This is a genomic window from Agrobacterium leguminum, from assembly GCF_015704895.1.
Classification (GTDB): Bacteria; Pseudomonadota; Alphaproteobacteria; order Rhizobiales; family Rhizobiaceae; genus Agrobacterium; species Agrobacterium leguminum.
In genome coordinates, this window is sequence record NZ_JADQWB010000020.1 from 51,138 (window position 1) to 68,700 (window position 17,563).

The following is a 17,563-nucleotide window of genomic DNA, read 5'->3' on the forward strand; positions in this document are numbered from 1 at the left end:
ATGTTCCAATGAAAATCGCTGATAACACCATTCTCATCACCGGCGGCGGTTCCGGCATCGGCCGGGCGCTGGCGGAAGCGTTTCACAAGGCCGGCAACCGGGTCATCATTTCCGGCCGCCGCAAGGCCGTGCTCGATGAGGTGACGGCCGCCAATCCCGGCATGGCCTCGATGGTGATGGACGCGACGGACGCCGCAGGCATTCGCGCGTTTGCCGAAGCTCTGGTGAAGGCCCATCCGACCCTCAACGCCGTCATCAACAATGCCGGCATCATGCGGCCGGAAGACATCGCCGCAGCACCGGATTATCTCGACACGGCGGAAGAAACCATCGCCACCAATCTTCTCGCACCCATTCGCCTGACGGCGGCGCTTTTGCCGCATTTCCTCAAGCAACCTGCGGCCACGGTTCTGACGGTCTCTTCCGGCCTCGCCTTCGTGCCCATGGTGCTGACCCCCACCTACAGCGCCACCAAATCGGCCATCCATGCCTATTCGGTCGCGCTGCGCGAGCAGCTGAAGGAAACGCCGGTGGAGGTCATCGAAATCGTGCCGCCCTATGTGCAGACGACGTTGATGGGCGAGGGGCAGGCGAGCGACGAAAGGGCCATGCCGCTCGACGTCTTCATTTCCGAGGTGATGGATATTCTTGAAAATCGCCCGGACGAGAAGGAAGTGGTGGTGGAACGCTGCAAGCCGCTGCGTTTCGCCGCGCAGAACGGCAATTTCGATCAGGTCTTCGCCATGATCAACCATATGCATCCGTAAACGGCCGCATCTGTCGCGACTGGGCATCCTGTGATAGCGTCGCGCTCTTATCTGCGGAGCGCGCGCTTTCATGGCCCAAGGCCGGTTCCTGATGCCGAAAACCATTCTGCCCGGCGTCGTCGCCGTGGCGGCGGATAGCGACCGTTCCTTTCCGCGCCACATGCACGATCAGTTCGGCATCGGTCTCATCGAACGCGGGGCGCAGAAATCGCTCTCCGGTCGCGGCATGGTGGAAGCGGGCGCCGGCCATCTCATCACCGTCAATCCGGGCGAGGTGCATGACGGTATTCCGCTCGGGGAGGGCGGCCGCGCCTGGCGGATGCTCTATCTCGACATCGATATCGTCCGCGACGCCATTGCCGATATCGGCGAGACGGATCGCGGCGCGTTCGAATTCGCCTATCCCGTCGATATCAGGCCGCTGGCGAAGCGATTCAACGCTGTCTTTGCAGCCATGACGGCAAGGGAACGGCCGGGCGAAACCCTTCGTGGCGACGAGACCCTGCTGACGCTTCTGGCGGGCGCGATGGAGACGGCGGCGAAGCCGGGCGAAATCGCCGCACCCGAGAATATAAGGCGGGCGAAAAGCCGTATCGATGACGAGCCCTCCCGGCCGTTCCGCCTTGCCGATCTCGCCGCAGAAGCCGGCATGAGCCAGTTCCGCTTCCTGCGCGCTTTCGCCAGGGCCACCGGGCTGACGCCGCACAGCTATCTTCTCCAGCGGCGTGTCCATGTGGCACGCCATGCACTGGCCAGAGGCACGCGGCCCGCCGAAGCGGCCTTTGCCGCCGGTTTTGTCGACCAGAGCCATCTGAACCGGTTCTTCGTGCGGCAATTCGGGGTTACGCCGGCGGTTTACCGGGTGGCGCTTTCGTAGCTGCTTTCTCCGCCCTCATTCCTGTGCTTGTCACAGGAATCCAGCCAGCCCAAGTCCTTGGGCTGAAAAGAGTCCTCCCGCCGCGCAGACGCGCGTCGACTGGATTCCTGTGACAAGCACAGGAATGAGGACGGAGTGGGCTGGCCGATACTCTGACCCGCCACTTCGGCGCGCCGGCGAGCGTCTGCACTGCAATTTCATCCAAGACACCCACCCCACGCACCCTCATGCTCCTGTCCTCCACCCCAAGAGGACACACCCGCACCATGACACCCGAATTCCTCATCACATCCTTCATCGTCGCCGCCTCTCCCGGAACCGGCGTGGTCTATACGCTCGCCGCCGGTCTTTCGCAGGGGGCGAGGGCGAGCGTCATCGCGGCCTTCGGCTGCACGCTTGGCATCGTGCCGCATCTGCTCGCCGCCATCACCGGCCTTGCCGCCATCCTGCACACCAGCGCGCTCGCCTTCGGCATCGTCAAATATCTGGGGGTCGCCTACCTCCTCTACATGGCGTGGAACACGCTGCGGGAGGACGGTGGGCTGAAGATCGACGATACGAGGGAGCCCCGCAAGGCCGCCCGCATCATCGGAGAGGCGATCCTCATCAATCTGCTGAACCCGAAATTGTCGATCTTCTTTTTCGCCTTCCTGCCGCAGTTCATCGCGCAGGATGAGGCTTTGCCGACATGGCGCATGATCGATCTCGGGCTGATCTTCATGGCCATGACGCTTCTGGTATTTGCGCTTTATGGCTGTTTCGCCGCCTCGGTCCGGCGGCAGGTGGTGTCGCGCCCGGCGGTCCTCGCCTGGCTGAGGCGCAGCTTCGCGGCCGCTTTCGTGGCGCTGGGTGCGAAGCTGGCCCTGACCGAGCGGTGAGACCAGAGCGGAGGGAAGGCCGCCTCAGTCGTCCCAATCCGGCGCGAGGTGGCCGGGATTGACGATGCGGCCATTCGGCTTTGCAAGCGCGTGGATCGCCCGCATTTCCTCTTCCGTCAGCGCAAAATCGAAAACATCGAAATTCTCTTTCAGGCGGCTTTCCGTCGCCGTCTTGGAGAGCGCCACGATATCCGGCTGCTGCACCGCCCAGCGAAGGGTTACCTGCGCGGCGGTCTTGCCGTGTTTTGCGCCGATATCCTTCAGCACGGGATCGTTCGGCACCTTGCCGTCGGCCATCAGATAATAGGCCGTCACCGACATCCCGTGCTTGCGCGCCGCCGAAATCACCTTGGTCTGGTCGAGATAGGGGTGATATTCGATCTGGTTGGTGGCAAGCGGCGTGTCGGACAGTTTCACCGCCTCCTCGGTCAGCGCCACATTGAAGTTGGAAATGCCGATATTGCGCGTCTTGCCGGCCTTGCGCACCGCGTTCAGCGCGCCGATGCGCTCGGCAAGCGGCACATCGCTCTTCGGCCAGTGCAGCAGCAACAGATCGACATAGTCGGTCTTCAGCTTCGCAAGGCTTTCATCGACGGAAGCGAGAAAATCGTCGTGGCGGAAGCGGTCCACCCAGACCTTGGTGGTGAGAAATATATCGTGCCGGGAAATGCCCGATTGCGCGATGACCTCGCCGACGGCGCCTTCGTTTTTGTAGATCTGCGCGGTATCGACATGGCGGAAGCCGAGTTTCAGCGCTTCCGGCAGAATGCGCCTGACATCGTCTTCCGGAATGCGGAAGGTGCCGAAACCGAGGGCGGGAATATTCGCGCCATTCGCGCTGACGTCATACATGGGATGTCTCTCCTGTTTGCTGAAAACATGGCCGGCGCGGGGTGCCGGGCGGGGGAAGCCGTCTTTCATTAACTGGTGTCCGCGCGATCGGTTTCAACCCGGCGGGACGATATCACATCAGCACGTAATCCACCGGGCGCGGATCGGCCGGCAGATCGGTCTCGCCCATCGCCTCGCGCAGATTGATCTCGATGGTGGTGGCGAGCGAATTGATCGGCAGCGCATTGAGGCCGGTGCCGAAGGGGTCCTCCAGCTCGTCGGACAGCGCATCGAGACCGAAGAACGTATAGGCGATGAGCGTGGCGGTAAACGGCGTGGCCCAGCCGAGCAGATCGGTGAAACCGAACGGCAGCAGCAGGCAGAACAGATGCGCGGTGCGGTGAAGCAGCAGCGAATAACCGAAGGGAACCGGCGTCTGGCGGATGCGCTCGCACGAAGCCTGCGCGGCCCCCATCTGCTGCACGGTGGCATCCAGCATCTGCAGCTGAATATCGCTGATCTGCCCCTTGCCATGGGCGGAGACGATGGCGCCGGATATTTCGCGCAGCAGCATGTCCGGCCGGTTGCGGCTGCGGTCGAAAATATCCCTGAGATCATCGGGAACGAGGCTGGCCGCAGTGGCGGTCGCATCGCCGGGGCGCAGATGCGAAACCAGCGCGTGGCAGAAGGCGATGGTAAGATCGGTGATCCGCCGACGGGTGACGGGATCGGCGACATCCTGCCGGCTATCGAGCATGAGGCTCTGGCGTGAAAGCGCGCGGGCAACGGTAATCAGCGCACCCCATTGCTTGCGGGCTTCCCACCAGCGGTCGTAACAGGCATTGGCGCGAAAACCGAGAAACACCGAAAGCGCGATGCCGAGCAGCGAAAAGGGCGCGCCGTTCAGCGCCTGCACCAGATCCGGCCTGTCCTTGTGCGCCCAGACAACCAGCGTCGACAGCAGGAAAACCGCAAGCACCTGCGGAAAGATGCGGACGATGATGGAGCCGCGCACGATGAGGAAAAGCTGCAGCAGGTTCGGTTTTGGACGAACGATCATGGCGGAAACTCGAAATGCCTGTGGCGGATGGGAGGGGCGTGAAAGAGCCTGACCCTATCTACATGCTGGCGACGCGGCCTTGTCCACCCTTTTTTGCATGGTTGCACTCGGCGGCTGGCGGCGCTACGCGTCTATCGCCGGGATCGTCAACGCTACGGTCTGGCTATGCGGTGGAAGGAAATATCGCGTGTCACGCTCACAACGGCTTCTCGATCTGTTGCAGATCCTGCGCTCCCACCGCACGCCGGTCAGCGGCGCGGCCCTTGCCGCGCAAACCGGCGTCAGCCTGCGCACGCTCTACCGCGATATAGCGACGCTTCAGGCACAGGGCGCGGATATCGAGGGCGAGGCGGGCGTGGGTTATGTGCTGCGCCCCGGTTTCCTGTTGCCGCCGCTGATGTTTTCGCAGCAGGAAATCGAGGCGCTGGTGCTCGGCTCGCGCTGGGTGGCGGGCCGTGCCGATGCGGGATTGGCGGAGGCCGCCCGCGCCGCTCTCGTCAAGATCGGCGCCGTGCTTCCCGATGCCCTGCGCGAGGAACTCGATCATTCCACCCTGCTCGTCGGGCCGGGGCAGGGCCTTGCCGCCATCCATGTCGATCTGGCTGCCATTCGCGATACGATCCGTAAGGAAAGCCGGGTCGTCATCACCTATCGCGATGAAAAGGGAGAGGTGACGGAACGGGTGATCTGGCCCTTCGCGCTCGCTTTTTTCGATCTGGTGCGGGTGGTGCTGGGCTGGTGCGAGACACGGCAGGACTACCGCAGTTTCCGGGCCGACCGCATCGAAGATTTCCGCCCTCTCGACAGCCGTTATCCGCGCCGCCGCCAGGCGCTGCTGAAAGAATGGCGCGAAAGGGAAAAACAGCGGCGGCGGCATCATGCTGACAAAAACTGACAGCAGCAGGGTCTAGACATCGTTCATCCGCAACACAGGAGAACGACCATGACCCACCCCGATTTCACCATCCTTTACGTCGACAACCCGCCGGCCAGCACCGAATTTTACAAGGCCCTGCTGGGCGCGGAACCGGTCGAAGCCTCGCCGACATTCTCGCTCTTCGTGCTTCAGAACGGCATGAAGCTCGGCCTCTGGTCGCGGCACACCGTGGAGCCGAAAGCATCGGTCACGGGCGGCGGCGGCGAGCTTGCCTTCCGCGTTGAAAACGATGCGCGGGTGGACGAGATTTTTGCGGATTGGAAGGCGAAGGGCATCGACATGCTGCAGCAGCCCGCGGGCATGGAATTCGGCTACACCTTTACCGCCGCCGACCCCGATAATCACCGTCTCCGGGTCTATGCTTTCGCGGGCTGAAGCTACTTCTTCACCGCCACCACAAACAGCCGTGGAAAGCGCAGAAGCAGGCGGCCGTCCGCCATCGGCGGATAGGCCGCCTCGATGCGCCGCGTATAGTCGGCGAGGAAGGCTTCGCGGTTTTCCTCGCCGGCGGCGGTGAGATAGGGGCGTAGCCCCGTGCCCTTGACCCATTCGACGATGCTTTCCGCATCCTTCATCGGATGATTATAGATGGTGTGCCACACATCCACCCGCGCGGATTTCGGCGTCAGCGCATCGAAATAATCCGAAGGTGCGGGCAGGGGTTTGCGGCGCATCCTGCCATCTGCAAACGTGTCCTTCCAGGAACCGTTCGCTCCGGTTTCCTCCATGGCGCGATGCGTCGGCTCCTGCAGATTGTCGGGCATCTGCACGGCCAGAACGCCGCCGCTTTCCAGCTGGTCCATCAGTTGCGAAAGAACGGTGAGATGATCCGGCACCCATTGGAACACGGCATTGGCGTAAAGCAGGTCCGCCTTCTGCGCCGGCTTCCACTGGGAAAGATCGGCTTTGCCGAAGCGCGTGGTCGGCAGCCGGTCCGCCGCCTTTTCCAGCATGTCGTCATCGCTGTCGATGCCGGTAATGACATTGACGCCGTAACGGTCGGTCAGAAGCTCGGTGGAATTGCCGGGGCCGCAGCCGAGGTCATAGCCGTTCAGCACCCGCTCCAGCGGCACCTGCGCCAGAAGATCCCGTGCGGGACGCGTCCGCTCGTCTTCGAATTTCAGATATTGGTGGGCGGACCATGCCATGATTTTCCTCCTGCAAAATGCCGTCAGATCGCCAGCATCGCATGCGGAAAATCGCGCCGCTATCGTCCGATGCATGAATTATTGTGATGAATCTATTCATCAACCTTTTGTTTCGCCTCATAAAACGTGCTTGCGGGGCCGTCGCTTTGTTATTTTCCATCAAAATCAGAAATCGCTGCAATTAAAACTTGACCTCGTCCGGGGAGAGGCATTCACTCCGGCCGATTTCCAGCACATGCCCCGTTGAGAGCGCGTAGCGCTCTTCATCCGGCAATGCATCAGAACAAAAAAGACGGAGCGTTTTTACCCAACGAAAACGCTTGAGACAGGAGACCATCATGAGCGTCGATACCGCACCCCGATCAACCACCTGGACCTATGTTGACGGTCAATGGCTGCCCGGCAATCCGCCGCTCATCGGCCCGACCTCGCATGCCATGTGGCTGGCCTCCACGGTGTTCGACGGTGCGCGCTGGTTCGATGGCGTGGCGCCCGATCTCGATCTGCACTGCCAGCGTATCAATCGCTCCGCCGTCAATATGGGCATGAAGCCGACCATGACGGCCGAGGAGATCGAGTCCCTGGCGCTCGAAGGCGTCAAGAAATTCGACGGCAAGATGGCGATCTACATCAAGCCGATGTATTGGGCCGAACACGGCATGCCCGGCAGCGTCGTGGCGCCCGATGCCGGCTCCACCCGGTTTGCGCTTTGCCTTTTCGAAGCGCCGATGGATGCCGGCAAGCCGCTGACGCTCACCGTTTCGCCGCTGCGCCGCCCTTCGCCGGAAACCGCCATGACCGACGCCAAGGCCGGCAGCCTCTATCCCAATAGCGGTCGCGCCATTCTGGAAGCGCGCTCGCGCGGTTTCGACAATGCCCTGATGCGCGACATGAACGGCAATGTCGCCGAATCCGCCTCCGCCAACATCTTCATGGTCAAGGACGGCGTTGTCCTTACCCCGGTTCCGAACCGCACTTTCCTTGCCGGCATCACCCGTTCGCGCGTGATCGGCCTTCTGCGCCAGGCCGGTTTCGACGTGCGGGAAGCGACGCTTTCGGTCGAGGATTTCCGCGAGGCCGATGAAATCTTCTGCTCCGGCAATTATTCCAAGGTTTCGCCCGTCGTGAAGCTCGACGATCGCGAATTGCAGGCAGGCCCCGTCGCCCGCAAGGCGCTCGATCTCTACATGGACTGGGCGCGTCTCGGCGCGGATGTTTAAGGCCGGGTAAACCCCATAGTTTCAAAAGGCCGCGGCAGGCTCATCCCTGCCGCGGCCTTTTGTTTTGAGCCGCATTATTTCCCATAAAAATTCAGGGGGAATTTAATCCAATTTTAGAGGACCACAGGCTAGCTTGCGACATTACCGATCCGGGCTAGTGGGGGCCGCCAAATGTCTTTCAGCATACGCAATATACTTGTGGGATTTTTTCTGCTCGTCGGCATCGCGCTGGCAGGCTTCGTGGGCAACGGCATGTTGCAGTCCGTGCAGCGTGCCCGCAGCTTTTCGGAGGTGGCGCAGCTCGTTTCGCTGGACAGGCTGCTTTTCAACGCCTTGCTGAACTTTCGCAGTGAACGCGGCAACAGCGCCTCGGCGCTGACGGTCGATCCGGCGAAGACGGCCAACACCATCGCCAGCGTGCAGGCGTCGCGCCAGAAGGTGGATGCCGCCATGGGCGCCTTTCTCGAACAGTCCGCCGCGCTCGATCAGGCTGGCCTCAAGGCCCCGCTTGCCCGCGTGAAGGATATCTACACGCAATTCCTGGAGCTGCGCAAAAAGGTTGACGCCAACGTCACCCTGCCGCTCGACCGTCGTGAAAACGGGCTGGACAAGACCGTGCTGGCGCTCGGTCAGGATTTCCTGACGGCGCTTGAAGCGGGCTCGACGGCGGTGGAAGGTGAGGTTCGCTCGCTGGACCAGAGCCTGACCGGCCTCATCCAGTTGCGGTCCTATGGCTGGTCGGCGCGTGCGCTGGGCGGCAGCGCCACCGTTGTCATCAATGCGGTCGTGGCCCAGCAGCGGCCGCTGACCCCGCAGGAAACCCAGCAGCTTGGCAATTTCGATGCCGGCGCGGCATTTGCCTGGAAAGCCACCGGCGACCTCGTCGCGCACGAATCGACGCCGCAGGCGCTCAAAGATATCTATGCCGTTGCCGACAGGACCTATTTCAAGGGTGATTTCGTCGCGCAGCGCGCAAAGCTGATCGACGATCTGAACAACGGCCGCACGCCTGCCTTCACCATCGATACATGGCGCAATACGGTCACCGAAAGCCTCGATACGGTCGCGAAAATCGCCTCCGAAGCGATGGATGTTCTCAACGCCAATGCCGAAAAGGCCAGACAGGACGCCTTTATCGGCGCGATGATCTATCTCGCTGCGTTCATCCTCACACTTGGCGTCTGCATTCTCTGCCTTGCCGTCATCGTCGGCCGCGTCACCCGCCCCATCAGCCGCCTGACAAAGGCGATGATGGAATTGTCCACCGGCAACCTGACCATCGATGTGCCCGGCGCAAAACGCGGCGACGAGATCGGCGAGATGGCCCGCGCCGTGGAAATCTTCCGCGAAGCGGCCATCCGCAACCGGCAGCTTGAGGACGAAGCCGTCGGCAACCGCGAGCAGGCCGAGCGTGACCGTATCGAGCTGCAGCAGCGCGCCGAGGCCGAGGCCGCAGAGCGTCTCAATCAGGCCACGGGGTCGCTGGCTGGCGGTCTTCGCCGGCTTGCCTCCGGTGATATGGTCTGCGAGATCGCCACGCCGTTTTCGCCGCAATTCGAGACGCTGCGGCACGATTTCAACAGCTCTGTGCATCAGCTGCGCGAAGCGCTCACCAGCGTCGGCCAGTCCGTGCAGACCGTGAATGGCGGCGCCCACGAGGTATCCTCCGCATCCGACGATCTTTCCCGCCGCACCGAACAGCAGGCCGCTTCTCTCGAAGAAACCGCCGCAGCGCTGGAAGAGATCACCGCCAATGTTTCCGCCACCTCCAAACGGGCGAGCGATGCGCGCGACACGGTGCGTGAGGCAAGGACAAAGGCCGATCTTTCCGGCAAGGTGGTGCGCGATGCCGTCGCCGCCATGGAACGCATCGAGCATTCCTCGCGCCAGATCGGCCAGATCATCGGCGTCATCGACGAAATCGCCTTCCAGACCAACCTTCTGGCGCTGAATGCCGGCGTCGAGGCGGCAAGGGCGGGCGATGCGGGCAAGGGCTTCGCCGTCGTCGCACAGGAAGTGCGCGAACTGGCGCAGCGCTCCGCCAACGCCGCCAAGGAAATCAAGCAACTCATCACCGCATCAGCCGTTGCGGTGGGTGAAGGCGTGAAGCTGGTGGCCGATACCGGCGTCGGGCTTTCCGAGATCGAGCAGCTGGTGCTTTCCGTCAACACCCATATGGATGCCATCGCCACGGCGGCGCAGGAACAGTCGGCCGGTCTTTCCGAGGTCAACACCGCCGTCAACCACATGGATCAGGCCACGCAGCAGAATGCCGCCATGGTCGAGGAAATGAATGCGGCGGGTGCGGGTCTTGCACAGGAATGCACCAACCTCCACGCCCTGCTTGCGCAATTCCAGCTCGGCCAGCAAAGCTCCGCATTGCGGGAGACGGCACGGCATATGCAGCGCGCCGCAAGCCCGGTCCACGCGCCCGCCGCACCGGTCGCACCGGCACCGAAGGCCCGCCCCGTCGCCGCACGCGGCAATGCGGCGCTGGCCGTGAAGGGGGATGAGTGGACGGAGTTTTGAAGACAAATCCAGCGTTGGATGTGGCGAGGAACTAGCATCCGCACTTCGTCACCCCGGACTAGATCCGGGGTCCAGCGCGATCAAGTCCTTGATCGCGAAAGACTCTTCTCACGGCGCAGACGTGCCGTGGCTGGATGCCGGATCATCCTCGGGCTTGTTCCGGGGACCGGCATGACGGAGGAGAGAGTACAGTTCCTTCTCTTCAACAAGTCTAGGCCCGCACCTGAAACCGGCGCGGGCTTCACCGTTTCCGCACATCCGGCAGCGCAGCGGCAAGCGCCCGCAGCGGCGCGGTCATATGTTTGTCGCGTCGCATCGCCAGCGCGATCCGCCGTTCGAGCGGCGGTTCGAGCGAGCGCCATTCGAGTCCGGATGCCGCCCCTTCATGCTCCATCGCCATGCGCGGCACGATGGCAATGCCAAGGCCCGCACCTGCGAGCTTCTTGATCGCCTCGACGCTGCCCAGTTCCATGGCGGGCTGCACGGTGCGGCCGCTTGCCGAAAACCATTGATCCACCAGCCGGCGCGTATTGCCGCCCTCGTAAAGCAGCAGCGGCCGCGCCGAAAGCGTCTCGGCGTTGAGCGCCGTTGCGTCAGAGACGGAGCCTTGCGGGAAAACCGCGACCAGCTCGTCGAGATGGATATCGCTGATATCGAGGCTGCGGCCGCTGGCGGGCAGGGCCACCACCGCCGCATCGATGGTATTGGCCTCCAGAAGCCGGAGGATATCGTGGGTATTGCCGGTCTGCACGACGATTTCGATGCCGGGCATGGCCTGCCGGATCTTACCCAGCACCGGCGGCAGCAGATAGATGCAGGCGGTGGCGCCGGTGCCGATGCGAAGGCGTCCCGTCACCCCGCTGCGATGCGGCGCAACGGTATCGATGGCATGCGCCACTTCTTCCGCAATCCGTCTTGCATGGATGAGAAAGTCGCGCCCCGCCGCCGTCGGCTGCGCACGCCTGCCCACCCTTTCGATCAGCCGCACACCGAGCTGTTTTTCGAGCAGCCTTATATGCAGGCTGATGGCCGGCTGCGTCAGCCCCGCCTTGTCGGCGGCGGCGGAAAAACTGCCAAGATCGGCCACATCCATGAAGCTGCGAAGCTGCCGCAGATCGAGGTCCAGCATCAAAGAAAACCTTATCGTTTGTATAAGACAGATAATCTTTATTTTGGCTGCGCCGCAATGCACAATGACGGCGTGAATGATCCGCAGGACAAGAGAATGACCCTTTCCACCGTTTCCAGCCTTACGATCCGCCCCTGCGAAGAGGCGGATATTCCAGCCATTGCCGAAATCTACCGGGACGCCGTGCTGCACGGCCGCGCGAGCTTCGAGATCGATCCGCCAAGCGCGGAGACGATGCTGGAGCGCCGCCGCCTTCTGGTGGAGGGCAATTACCCCTATCTCGTCGCCGAATGCGATGGAAAGATAGCCGGATATGCCTATGCCGGCGCCTATCGCCCGCGCCCGGCCTATGGCGCGGCGGTGGAAAATTCCGTTTATATCGATCCGGCCATGAAGGGCATGGGCATCGGCCGCAAGCTGCTCGATGCGTTGATCGAGGCGGCGACGGCACGCGGCTTCCGGCAGATGATCGCCGTCATCGGCGATTCGTCCAACGCCGCCTCGATCGGCGTGCACCGCGCCGCCGGTTTCGAACATGTCGGCACCTTCAAATCCATCGGCTGGAAACATGGCCAATGGCTGGATACGGTGCTGATGCAGCGCGCGCTGGGCGAAGGCGACACCACGCCGCGCTTTTGAACGATCAGGGCTTGGTGGAGCCGGGGATTTCCACCTTCAGCGTATCGCCGGAAAGCTCACTGCCCAGCTCCACGGCCTTGGTTTTCTTGTCGTAGACGCAGATATGGCTGACGGTCGCATCCGCGCCCCCACTCTTCCCGGTGAGTTTGGCTTTGCCGGTGAGAATGGCGAGGCCGTAATTCTCGCTGCCGACCGGATCGACCAAGGCCTTCGCGTCCTCGATCATGTCTTTGGCGCCGGCAAGGCAGGCCGTCTGCACATCCGCCACGAACTCCTTCCAGGCGTCATCCGACGATGCGGCGGCGGGGAGAGTAAGCGACGAGAAGGCCGCAAGGAGGAGGATGGTGCGGGGGGATCGGACGGGTCATGGAATTTCCTTCCTGCAATCTCGGCAAAAGCGAACCGATAGGGTGGAAAACGGTACGCCAAAGGTGTGAAACAAATGTGGTGGTGGCCGCGCGGAGAGGAATTTTCTCTTTTGTCGGAACATTTTGATATTTCGCAGGTTGCCCAAATTGAGGTTCGCTCCTATGGTCCGCTCACACGGTTTCTAGGAGCGGTAACCCGCTGCAAAAAGGAGTAAAAACCATGGCCTTCGAACTTCCCGAACTCCCCTACGACTACGACGCGCTTGCACCCTACATGTCGCGCGAGACGCTCGAGTTCCATCACGACAAGCACCACAAGGCATATGTCGACAACGGCAACAAGCTGGCGGCCGAAGCAGGTCTTTCCGACCTGTCGCTCGAAGAAGTCGTGAAGAAGTCCTTTGGCACCAATGCCGGTCTCTTCAACAATGCGGCCCAGCATTACAACCACGTCCATTTCTGGAAGTGGATGAAGAAGGGCGGCGGCGGCGGCAAGCTGCCGGGCAAGCTCGAGCAGGCATTCGCCTCCGATCTCGGCGGTTACGACAAGTTCAAGGCCGATTTCATCGCTGCCGGCACCACGCAGTTCGGCTCCGGCTGGGCATGGCTCTCCGTCAAGAACGGCAAGCTTGAAATCTCCAAGACCCCGAACGGCGAAAACCCGCTGGTTCATGGCGCCGATCCCATCCTCGGCGTCGATGTTTGGGAACACTCCTACTACATCGACTACCGCAACCTGCGTCCGAAGTACCTCGAAGCCTTCGTCGACAACCTCATCAACTGGGACTACGTCCTGGAGCGTTACGAAGCCGCCGCCAAGTAAGGCTTGCGGAATGCGTGGTTGCTGATCGAAGCAGCCTCCTCCCGCGCGACGTCATCCTCGGCCTTGTGCCGAGGATCTGCTCTCTCTCAAAACGCGACGTGGCAGATGCTCGGGACAGGCCCGAGCATGACGACAGTGGAAATATCCACACACTTGAGACGCCCGGCTTCAAGCCGGGTGTTTTGCATTTGTGATATGGAGATACGGCCTGTCGGATTTTATTGTCACAAGCCTGTCATCCGCCGGGTTTATCGCGGCGCATCATGACTGAAAAAACCACGCCTCTCTTCTCCTTCGGCATCGTCGCCGATCCCCAATATGCCGATGCCGCTCCCCGTCCGGAAATGGGCCGTTATTACGCCGAGAGCCCGAAAAAGCTCGCAGACGCGATCGACGCCTTCAACCGCGAGGAGCTGGCCTTCGTGGTGACGCTCGGCGATATCATCGACCGCGGTTTCGACAATTTCGATGCGATCCTTGCCGTTTACGACGGGCTTCGCCACCGCTCGGTCCTGTTGCCGGGCAATCACGATTTCGCCGTCGCCGCCGAGCATTTGCCGGCTATCCACGCCCGCCTCGGCATGTCCGCCCCCTGGCATGATTTTTCCATCGGCGACATCCGCTTCGTCGTGCTTGACGGCAACGAGGTCAGCCTTTTCGCCCCGCCGCCCGGCGATCCGCGTCGGGCGCTTGCCGCAGACCGGCTGAAGCGCCTGGCGGATGCCGGCGCAATCAATGCGCAGGGCTGGAACGCCTCGCTCAGCGACGAGCAGTTCGAATGGCTGCGGGCCGTTCTGCAAAAGGCGGATGCGGCGGGCGAAAAAGTGATCGTTCTCTGCCACTATCCTGTCTACCCGGAAAACGCCCACAACATGTGGGACGCGCCGCGTATCCTTGAGCTTCTCGGCTCCCACTCCTCGGTCGTCGCGTGGTTCAATGGCCATAATCACGAGGGCAATTACGGCCTATTGGGCAATACCCACTTCGTGAATTTCAAGGGCATGGTCGATACGCCCGACCAGAACACCTTCGCCATCGCCGATGTCTTTGCCGACCGGATCGTCATTCGCGGTTTCGGGCGCGAGGAGGATCGGCTGCTGGAGTATTTCCTGTAGGAAATAATGCCTTGCTGTGATGCCGGACCTCTCTCGAAGCTCTCATTCCTGTGCTCGTCACAGGAATCCAGCCAGCCCAAGTCCTTGGGCTGAAAAGAGTCCTCTCGCCGCGCAGACGCGCGTCGACTGGATTCCTGTGACAAGCACAGGAATGAGGGCGGAGAGGGGTGCTCCGACACATAACAGAGGCTGCGAGCCGCACTAAATTCTGTTTCCCAACTGGTTGCTCTGCCAGCCGCTCATCCATAATTGCCGCAGCTTCTCGCCTTCCAGCTTGAAGAAGCTGCCGGTCGTCTCGCAGCTCAGCACCCGGTCCGAGCGGAAATTGCGAATCGCCTGCCGCAATTCGCACCAGGCGACGATATTCACCGTCTCCGAATAATAGATCACCGCAATCGGCCGAACCCGCCGCTGCGTTTGCGCGCCGGCTTCATCGCGATAGGTGATCTCCAGCTTCTCCTCGTCGCGCACCGCCCGCCGGACTGTCGCAAGATCGACGCCGGCGGGGGAGGGCGCGATACTGCCCCAGGCGTGCAGGGCATTGGCGGAGAGGGTTTTCGACAGGGGTTCGGGCAGGGAGGCGGCGATCTTGTCGCTGACCTGCCTTGCCGCCTGCCGCAACTCGCTATCGCCGGTGCGGGCGACCATGGCGAGCGCCAGCACGATCGCCTCCGTCTCTTCGATGGAAAACATCAGCGGCGGCAGGTTGAAGCCGGGGCGCAGGATATAACCGACGCCGCGTTCCCCTTCGATGGGCACGCGCATGGTCTGAAGCGCTGCTATGTCGCGATAGACCGAGCGCACCGTCACTTCCAGCGCCTCGGCAATCGTCTGCGCGGTGACAGGCCTGCGCGCCACCCGCAGGATCTGGATGATCTCGAACAGTCTCGACGCCTTGCGCATTGCCGTTTTCCCGGTGGATTTCCCCACGCAACTGACACAACGCTGTCAGTTGGCTTTTCTTATAAACGGAGAAACACATTGAGAAACATGGGATTTCCCGAATGTGTCGTGAAATGTTTTGGGAGATACTGACATGAGTTATGCCGAAAATCTCTGGCTTTTCTTTCTGGTCCTGTTCGGCATCATCATCCTGCCGGGCATGGATATGCTGTTCGTGCTGGCAAGCGCGCTGACGGGGGGAAAGAGAACCGGCCTTTCCGCCGCAAGCGGCATGAGCGCCGGCGGCATCGTGCATTCGCTTTACGGCGCCCTGGGCGTCGGCATGTTGGCCGCCTGGATGCCCTCGCTGTTCCTGCCGCTTCTGGTTTTCGGGGCCGCCTATATGATCTGGATCGGCATCGGCCTGATGCGCAGCGCGATTGTCGTGAACGGCGATGAGGCGCAGGCGAGCGCTTCGGTCAGAAAAGCCTTCTGGCGGGCGGTGCTGACCTGCCTTTCCAATCCGAAGGCCTATCTGTTCATGATGGCAATCTATCCGCAATTCCTCAAACCGGCCTATGGTCCGATCTGGATGCAGGGGCTGGTGATGGGCGCGATGGTGGCGGTCACGCAGTTCACGGTCTATGGCGCGCTGGCGCTGACGGCGGATAAAAGCCGGGCATGGCTGGTTTCTTCGCCCGCCGCCACGATCTTCATCGGCCGCGCCGCCGGTTTCATGCTGATTGCCGCAGCGCTGCTGACACTGTGGGAGGCCCTGTCTTAGGCTTCTGTTTTCACGATGGAATTCACCGCAATGTGACTTCTTTTCGCCATCCGGAAAGGGCATCCTCGCGCCGTTCCATCTAGCGCCCGGTGTCCCGGCCGGAATCAAGGAGAGTTGCATGAAACTGAAAACCATCACCGCGGCCATGCTGTTCGGCTGTCTTTGCGCCGGAGCGGTCTACGCTGCCGGCGAAGTCGAAAAACGTGAAGGCATGATGAAGCAGATCGGTGGGGCGATGGGTTCGCTCGCCGCCATCTCCAAGGGCGAAAAGCCCTTTGACGCCGATACCGTCAAGACTGCCGTAACCACCATCGGCACCAATGCGAAGGCTTTTCCGGACCAGTTCCCCGCCGGCACCGAGACCGGCAGTGCGGCGGCCCCCGCCATCTGGGAAAATTTCGACGACTTCAAGGCCAAGGCCGCCAAGCTCGGCACGGATGCGGACATGGTTCTCGCCAATCTCCCCACCGATCAGGCGGGCGTCGCCACCGCCATGAAGACGCTCGGCGCCGATTGCGGCACCTGCCACCAGACCTATCGTCTGAAGAAATAATCGCAGCACTTTGGAAACGCCGCTTCCCGGCGGCGTTTTCTCAGGCACGAAAGACATCTGACCGGGTCAGGTGAGAATGGGGAGAGGGGCATGTCCTCCATCTGGACGAAACTCGCGGGCGGGGCCGTCGTCGCGGCCATTGCGGGCTACGGCATATTCGCCTGGGTTACGGCGCCTCAGCGGCAGGCGCCCAGCCACTGGGTCAGCCTGGGCGAACCGGATCTGGCCAATGGCGAAACGCTGTTGTGGGCGGGCGGCTGCGCAAGCTGCCATGCCGCACCCGATGCGAAAGGCGAGGCGCTGTTGACGCTTTCGGGCGGGCAGGCGCTGAAAAGCCCCTTCGGCACCTTCCATGTCCCCAATATTTCCTCCGATCCGCAGCATGGCATCGGCGGCTGGACGCTGGCGGAATTCGGCGATGCGATGACGCGCGGTGTGGGCAGGAACGGCGAACATCTCTACCCGTCCTTTCCCTATGCCTCCTATGCCCGTATGACGCAGAAGGACATCAACGATCTCTTCGGTTATCTGAAAGCCCTGCCGGCCAGCCAGAACGATGCGCCGGATCACGAATTGCCGTTCCCCTTCAATCTGCGCATGGCGCTGGGCGGCTGGAAATTCCTTTATTTCGACCCCTCGGCGCGGCCCCGCGTCGAGCTTGCCAATGCCAATGCTGAATTGCTGCGCGGCCAATATCTGGTGGAAGGGCCGGGCCATTGCGGCGAATGCCACACGCCGCGCAACGCGCTTGGCGGTTTCGTAAAAGACAAGTGGCTGGCCGGCGGGCCCAACCCGGAAGGCGAGGGCCGCATTCCCGACATTACCCCCGGCTCGCAAAGCATCGGCAGCTGGGCCGAGGCGGATATTGCCAGCTATCTGGAAAACGGCTTCACCCCGGAATTCGACAGCGTCGGCGGCTCCATGGTCAAGGTGCAGCAGAACATGGCGCATCTGACGCCCGAAGACCGCGATGCGATTGCCGCCTATCTGAAGGCCATACCGTCGCGGTAACCCTCAGCCGTC

At 62.0% G+C, this 17,563-nt stretch carries 19 protein-coding genes; 13 read left to right on the plus strand and 6 right to left on the minus strand.

Annotation, left to right across the window (positions count from 1 at the left end):
* The first annotated feature begins 8 nt into the window (after positions 1-8).
* The 3 genes from I3J13_RS22070 to I3J13_RS22080 all read left to right on the plus strand — a co-directional run bounded on the left by I3J13_RS22070 (position 9) and on the right by I3J13_RS22080 (position 2,522).
* Positions 9-767, plus strand: coding sequence for an SDR family oxidoreductase (locus I3J13_RS22070; protein WP_196380235.1), 759 nt, complete (start codon positions 9-11; stop codon positions 765-767).
* 70 nt (positions 768-837) lie between these two features.
* Positions 838-1,644 (plus strand): AraC family transcriptional regulator, encoded by an 807-nt coding sequence (locus I3J13_RS22075; protein ID WP_196380236.1) that lies wholly within the window; start codon positions 838-840, stop codon positions 1,642-1,644.
* Positions 1,645-1,910: 266 nt separating this feature from the next.
* Positions 1,911-2,522: a LysE family translocator gene (locus I3J13_RS22080; RefSeq protein ID WP_196380237.1), complete on the plus strand. Its 612-nt coding sequence runs from the start codon at positions 1,911-1,913 to the stop codon at positions 2,520-2,522.
* A 24-nt stretch (positions 2,523-2,546) separates the two neighbouring features.
* Here I3J13_RS22080 and I3J13_RS22085 read toward each other — a convergent pair whose 3' ends face one another.
* Positions 2,547-3,374 carry an aldo/keto reductase gene (locus tag I3J13_RS22085; RefSeq protein ID WP_196380238.1) on the minus strand — a complete coding sequence of 276 codons (828 nt, stop codon included), beginning with the start codon at positions 3,372-3,374 and terminating at the stop codon, positions 2,547-2,549.
* Positions 3,375-3,486: 112 nt separating this feature from the next.
* Complete coding sequence (locus tag I3J13_RS22090; RefSeq protein WP_196380239.1) at positions 3,487-4,413, minus strand: bestrophin family protein; 927 nt, start codon at positions 4,411-4,413, stop codon at positions 3,487-3,489.
* Positions 4,414-4,600: 187 nt separating this feature from the next.
* Between I3J13_RS22090 and I3J13_RS22095 the strand changes: the two genes are divergently transcribed.
* Together I3J13_RS22095 and I3J13_RS22100 are read left to right on the plus strand one after the other, a co-directional pair.
* A complete protein-coding gene (locus I3J13_RS22095) occupies positions 4,601-5,308 on the plus strand; it encodes an HTH domain-containing protein (protein WP_196380240.1) in 708 nt (235 codons plus the stop codon).
* A gap of 48 nt (positions 5,309-5,356) precedes the next feature.
* Complete coding sequence (locus I3J13_RS22100; RefSeq protein WP_020813099.1) at positions 5,357-5,725, plus strand: VOC family protein; 369 nt, start codon at positions 5,357-5,359, stop codon at positions 5,723-5,725.
* Positions 5,726-5,727: 2 nt separating this feature from the next.
* On the opposite strand, the gene tam is transcribed toward I3J13_RS22100, so the two are convergent.
* Positions 5,728-6,498, minus strand: coding sequence for a trans-aconitate 2-methyltransferase (tam, locus tag I3J13_RS22105; protein WP_196380241.1), 771 nt, complete (start codon positions 6,496-6,498; stop codon positions 5,728-5,730).
* Positions 6,499-6,836: 338 nt separating this feature from the next.
* Here tam and I3J13_RS22110 point away from each other — a divergent pair, with 338 nt between their 5' ends.
* Together I3J13_RS22110 and I3J13_RS22115 are read left to right on the plus strand one after the other, a co-directional pair.
* On the plus strand, positions 6,837-7,718 hold the full coding sequence (locus I3J13_RS22110; protein ID WP_080856081.1) for a branched-chain amino acid aminotransferase: 882 nt from the start codon (positions 6,837-6,839) through the stop codon (positions 7,716-7,718).
* A gap of 171 nt (positions 7,719-7,889) precedes the next feature.
* A complete protein-coding gene (locus tag I3J13_RS22115) occupies positions 7,890-10,247 on the plus strand; it encodes a methyl-accepting chemotaxis protein (protein WP_196380242.1) in 2,358 nt (785 codons plus the stop codon).
* Positions 10,248-10,488: 241 nt separating this feature from the next.
* Here the strand turns inward: I3J13_RS22115 and I3J13_RS22120 are convergent, their stop codons facing one another.
* On the minus strand, positions 10,489-11,376 hold the full coding sequence (locus tag I3J13_RS22120) for a LysR family transcriptional regulator (protein WP_196380243.1): 888 nt from the start codon (positions 11,374-11,376) through the stop codon (positions 10,489-10,491).
* 96 nt (positions 11,377-11,472) lie between these two features.
* On the opposite strand from I3J13_RS22120, the gene I3J13_RS22125 reads away from it, so the two are divergent.
* Positions 11,473-12,015 carry a GNAT family N-acetyltransferase gene (locus I3J13_RS22125; RefSeq protein WP_196380244.1) on the plus strand — a complete coding sequence of 181 codons (543 nt, stop codon included), beginning with the start codon at positions 11,473-11,475 and terminating at the stop codon, positions 12,013-12,015.
* 4 nt (positions 12,016-12,019) lie between these two features.
* Here the strand turns inward: I3J13_RS22125 and I3J13_RS22130 are convergent, their stop codons facing one another.
* Positions 12,020-12,358 carry a hypothetical protein gene (locus I3J13_RS22130; protein ID WP_196380263.1) on the minus strand — a complete coding sequence of 113 codons (339 nt, stop codon included), beginning with the start codon at positions 12,356-12,358 and terminating at the stop codon, positions 12,020-12,022.
* A 245-nt stretch (positions 12,359-12,603) separates the two neighbouring features.
* On the opposite strand from I3J13_RS22130, the gene I3J13_RS22135 reads away from it, so the two are divergent.
* Both I3J13_RS22135 and I3J13_RS22140 read left to right on the plus strand, forming a co-directional pair.
* Positions 12,604-13,206 carry a superoxide dismutase gene (locus tag I3J13_RS22135; protein WP_196380245.1) on the plus strand — a complete coding sequence of 201 codons (603 nt, stop codon included), beginning with the start codon at positions 12,604-12,606 and terminating at the stop codon, positions 13,204-13,206.
* A 263-nt stretch (positions 13,207-13,469) separates the two neighbouring features.
* A complete protein-coding gene (locus I3J13_RS22140) occupies positions 13,470-14,321 on the plus strand; it encodes a metallophosphoesterase (protein ID WP_196380246.1) in 852 nt (283 codons plus the stop codon).
* 201 nt (positions 14,322-14,522) lie between these two features.
* Here I3J13_RS22140 and I3J13_RS22145 read toward each other — a convergent pair whose 3' ends face one another.
* Positions 14,523-15,224: a helix-turn-helix transcriptional regulator gene (locus I3J13_RS22145; RefSeq protein WP_020810772.1), complete on the minus strand. Its 702-nt coding sequence runs from the start codon at positions 15,222-15,224 to the stop codon at positions 14,523-14,525.
* A gap of 133 nt (positions 15,225-15,357) precedes the next feature.
* On the opposite strand from I3J13_RS22145, the gene I3J13_RS22150 reads away from it, so the two are divergent.
* From I3J13_RS22150 to I3J13_RS22160, 3 genes are all read left to right on the plus strand, one after another.
* Positions 15,358-15,987 carry a LysE family translocator gene (locus I3J13_RS22150; RefSeq protein WP_003522261.1) on the plus strand — a complete coding sequence of 210 codons (630 nt, stop codon included), beginning with the start codon at positions 15,358-15,360 and terminating at the stop codon, positions 15,985-15,987.
* A 118-nt stretch (positions 15,988-16,105) separates the two neighbouring features.
* Positions 16,106-16,540, plus strand: coding sequence for a c-type cytochrome (locus I3J13_RS22155; RefSeq protein WP_003522262.1), 435 nt, complete (start codon positions 16,106-16,108; stop codon positions 16,538-16,540).
* A gap of 90 nt (positions 16,541-16,630) precedes the next feature.
* Positions 16,631-17,551 carry a c-type cytochrome gene (locus I3J13_RS22160; RefSeq protein WP_196380247.1) on the plus strand — a complete coding sequence of 307 codons (921 nt, stop codon included), beginning with the start codon at positions 16,631-16,633 and terminating at the stop codon, positions 17,549-17,551.
* The last annotated feature ends 12 nt before the right edge of the window (positions 17,552-17,563 follow it).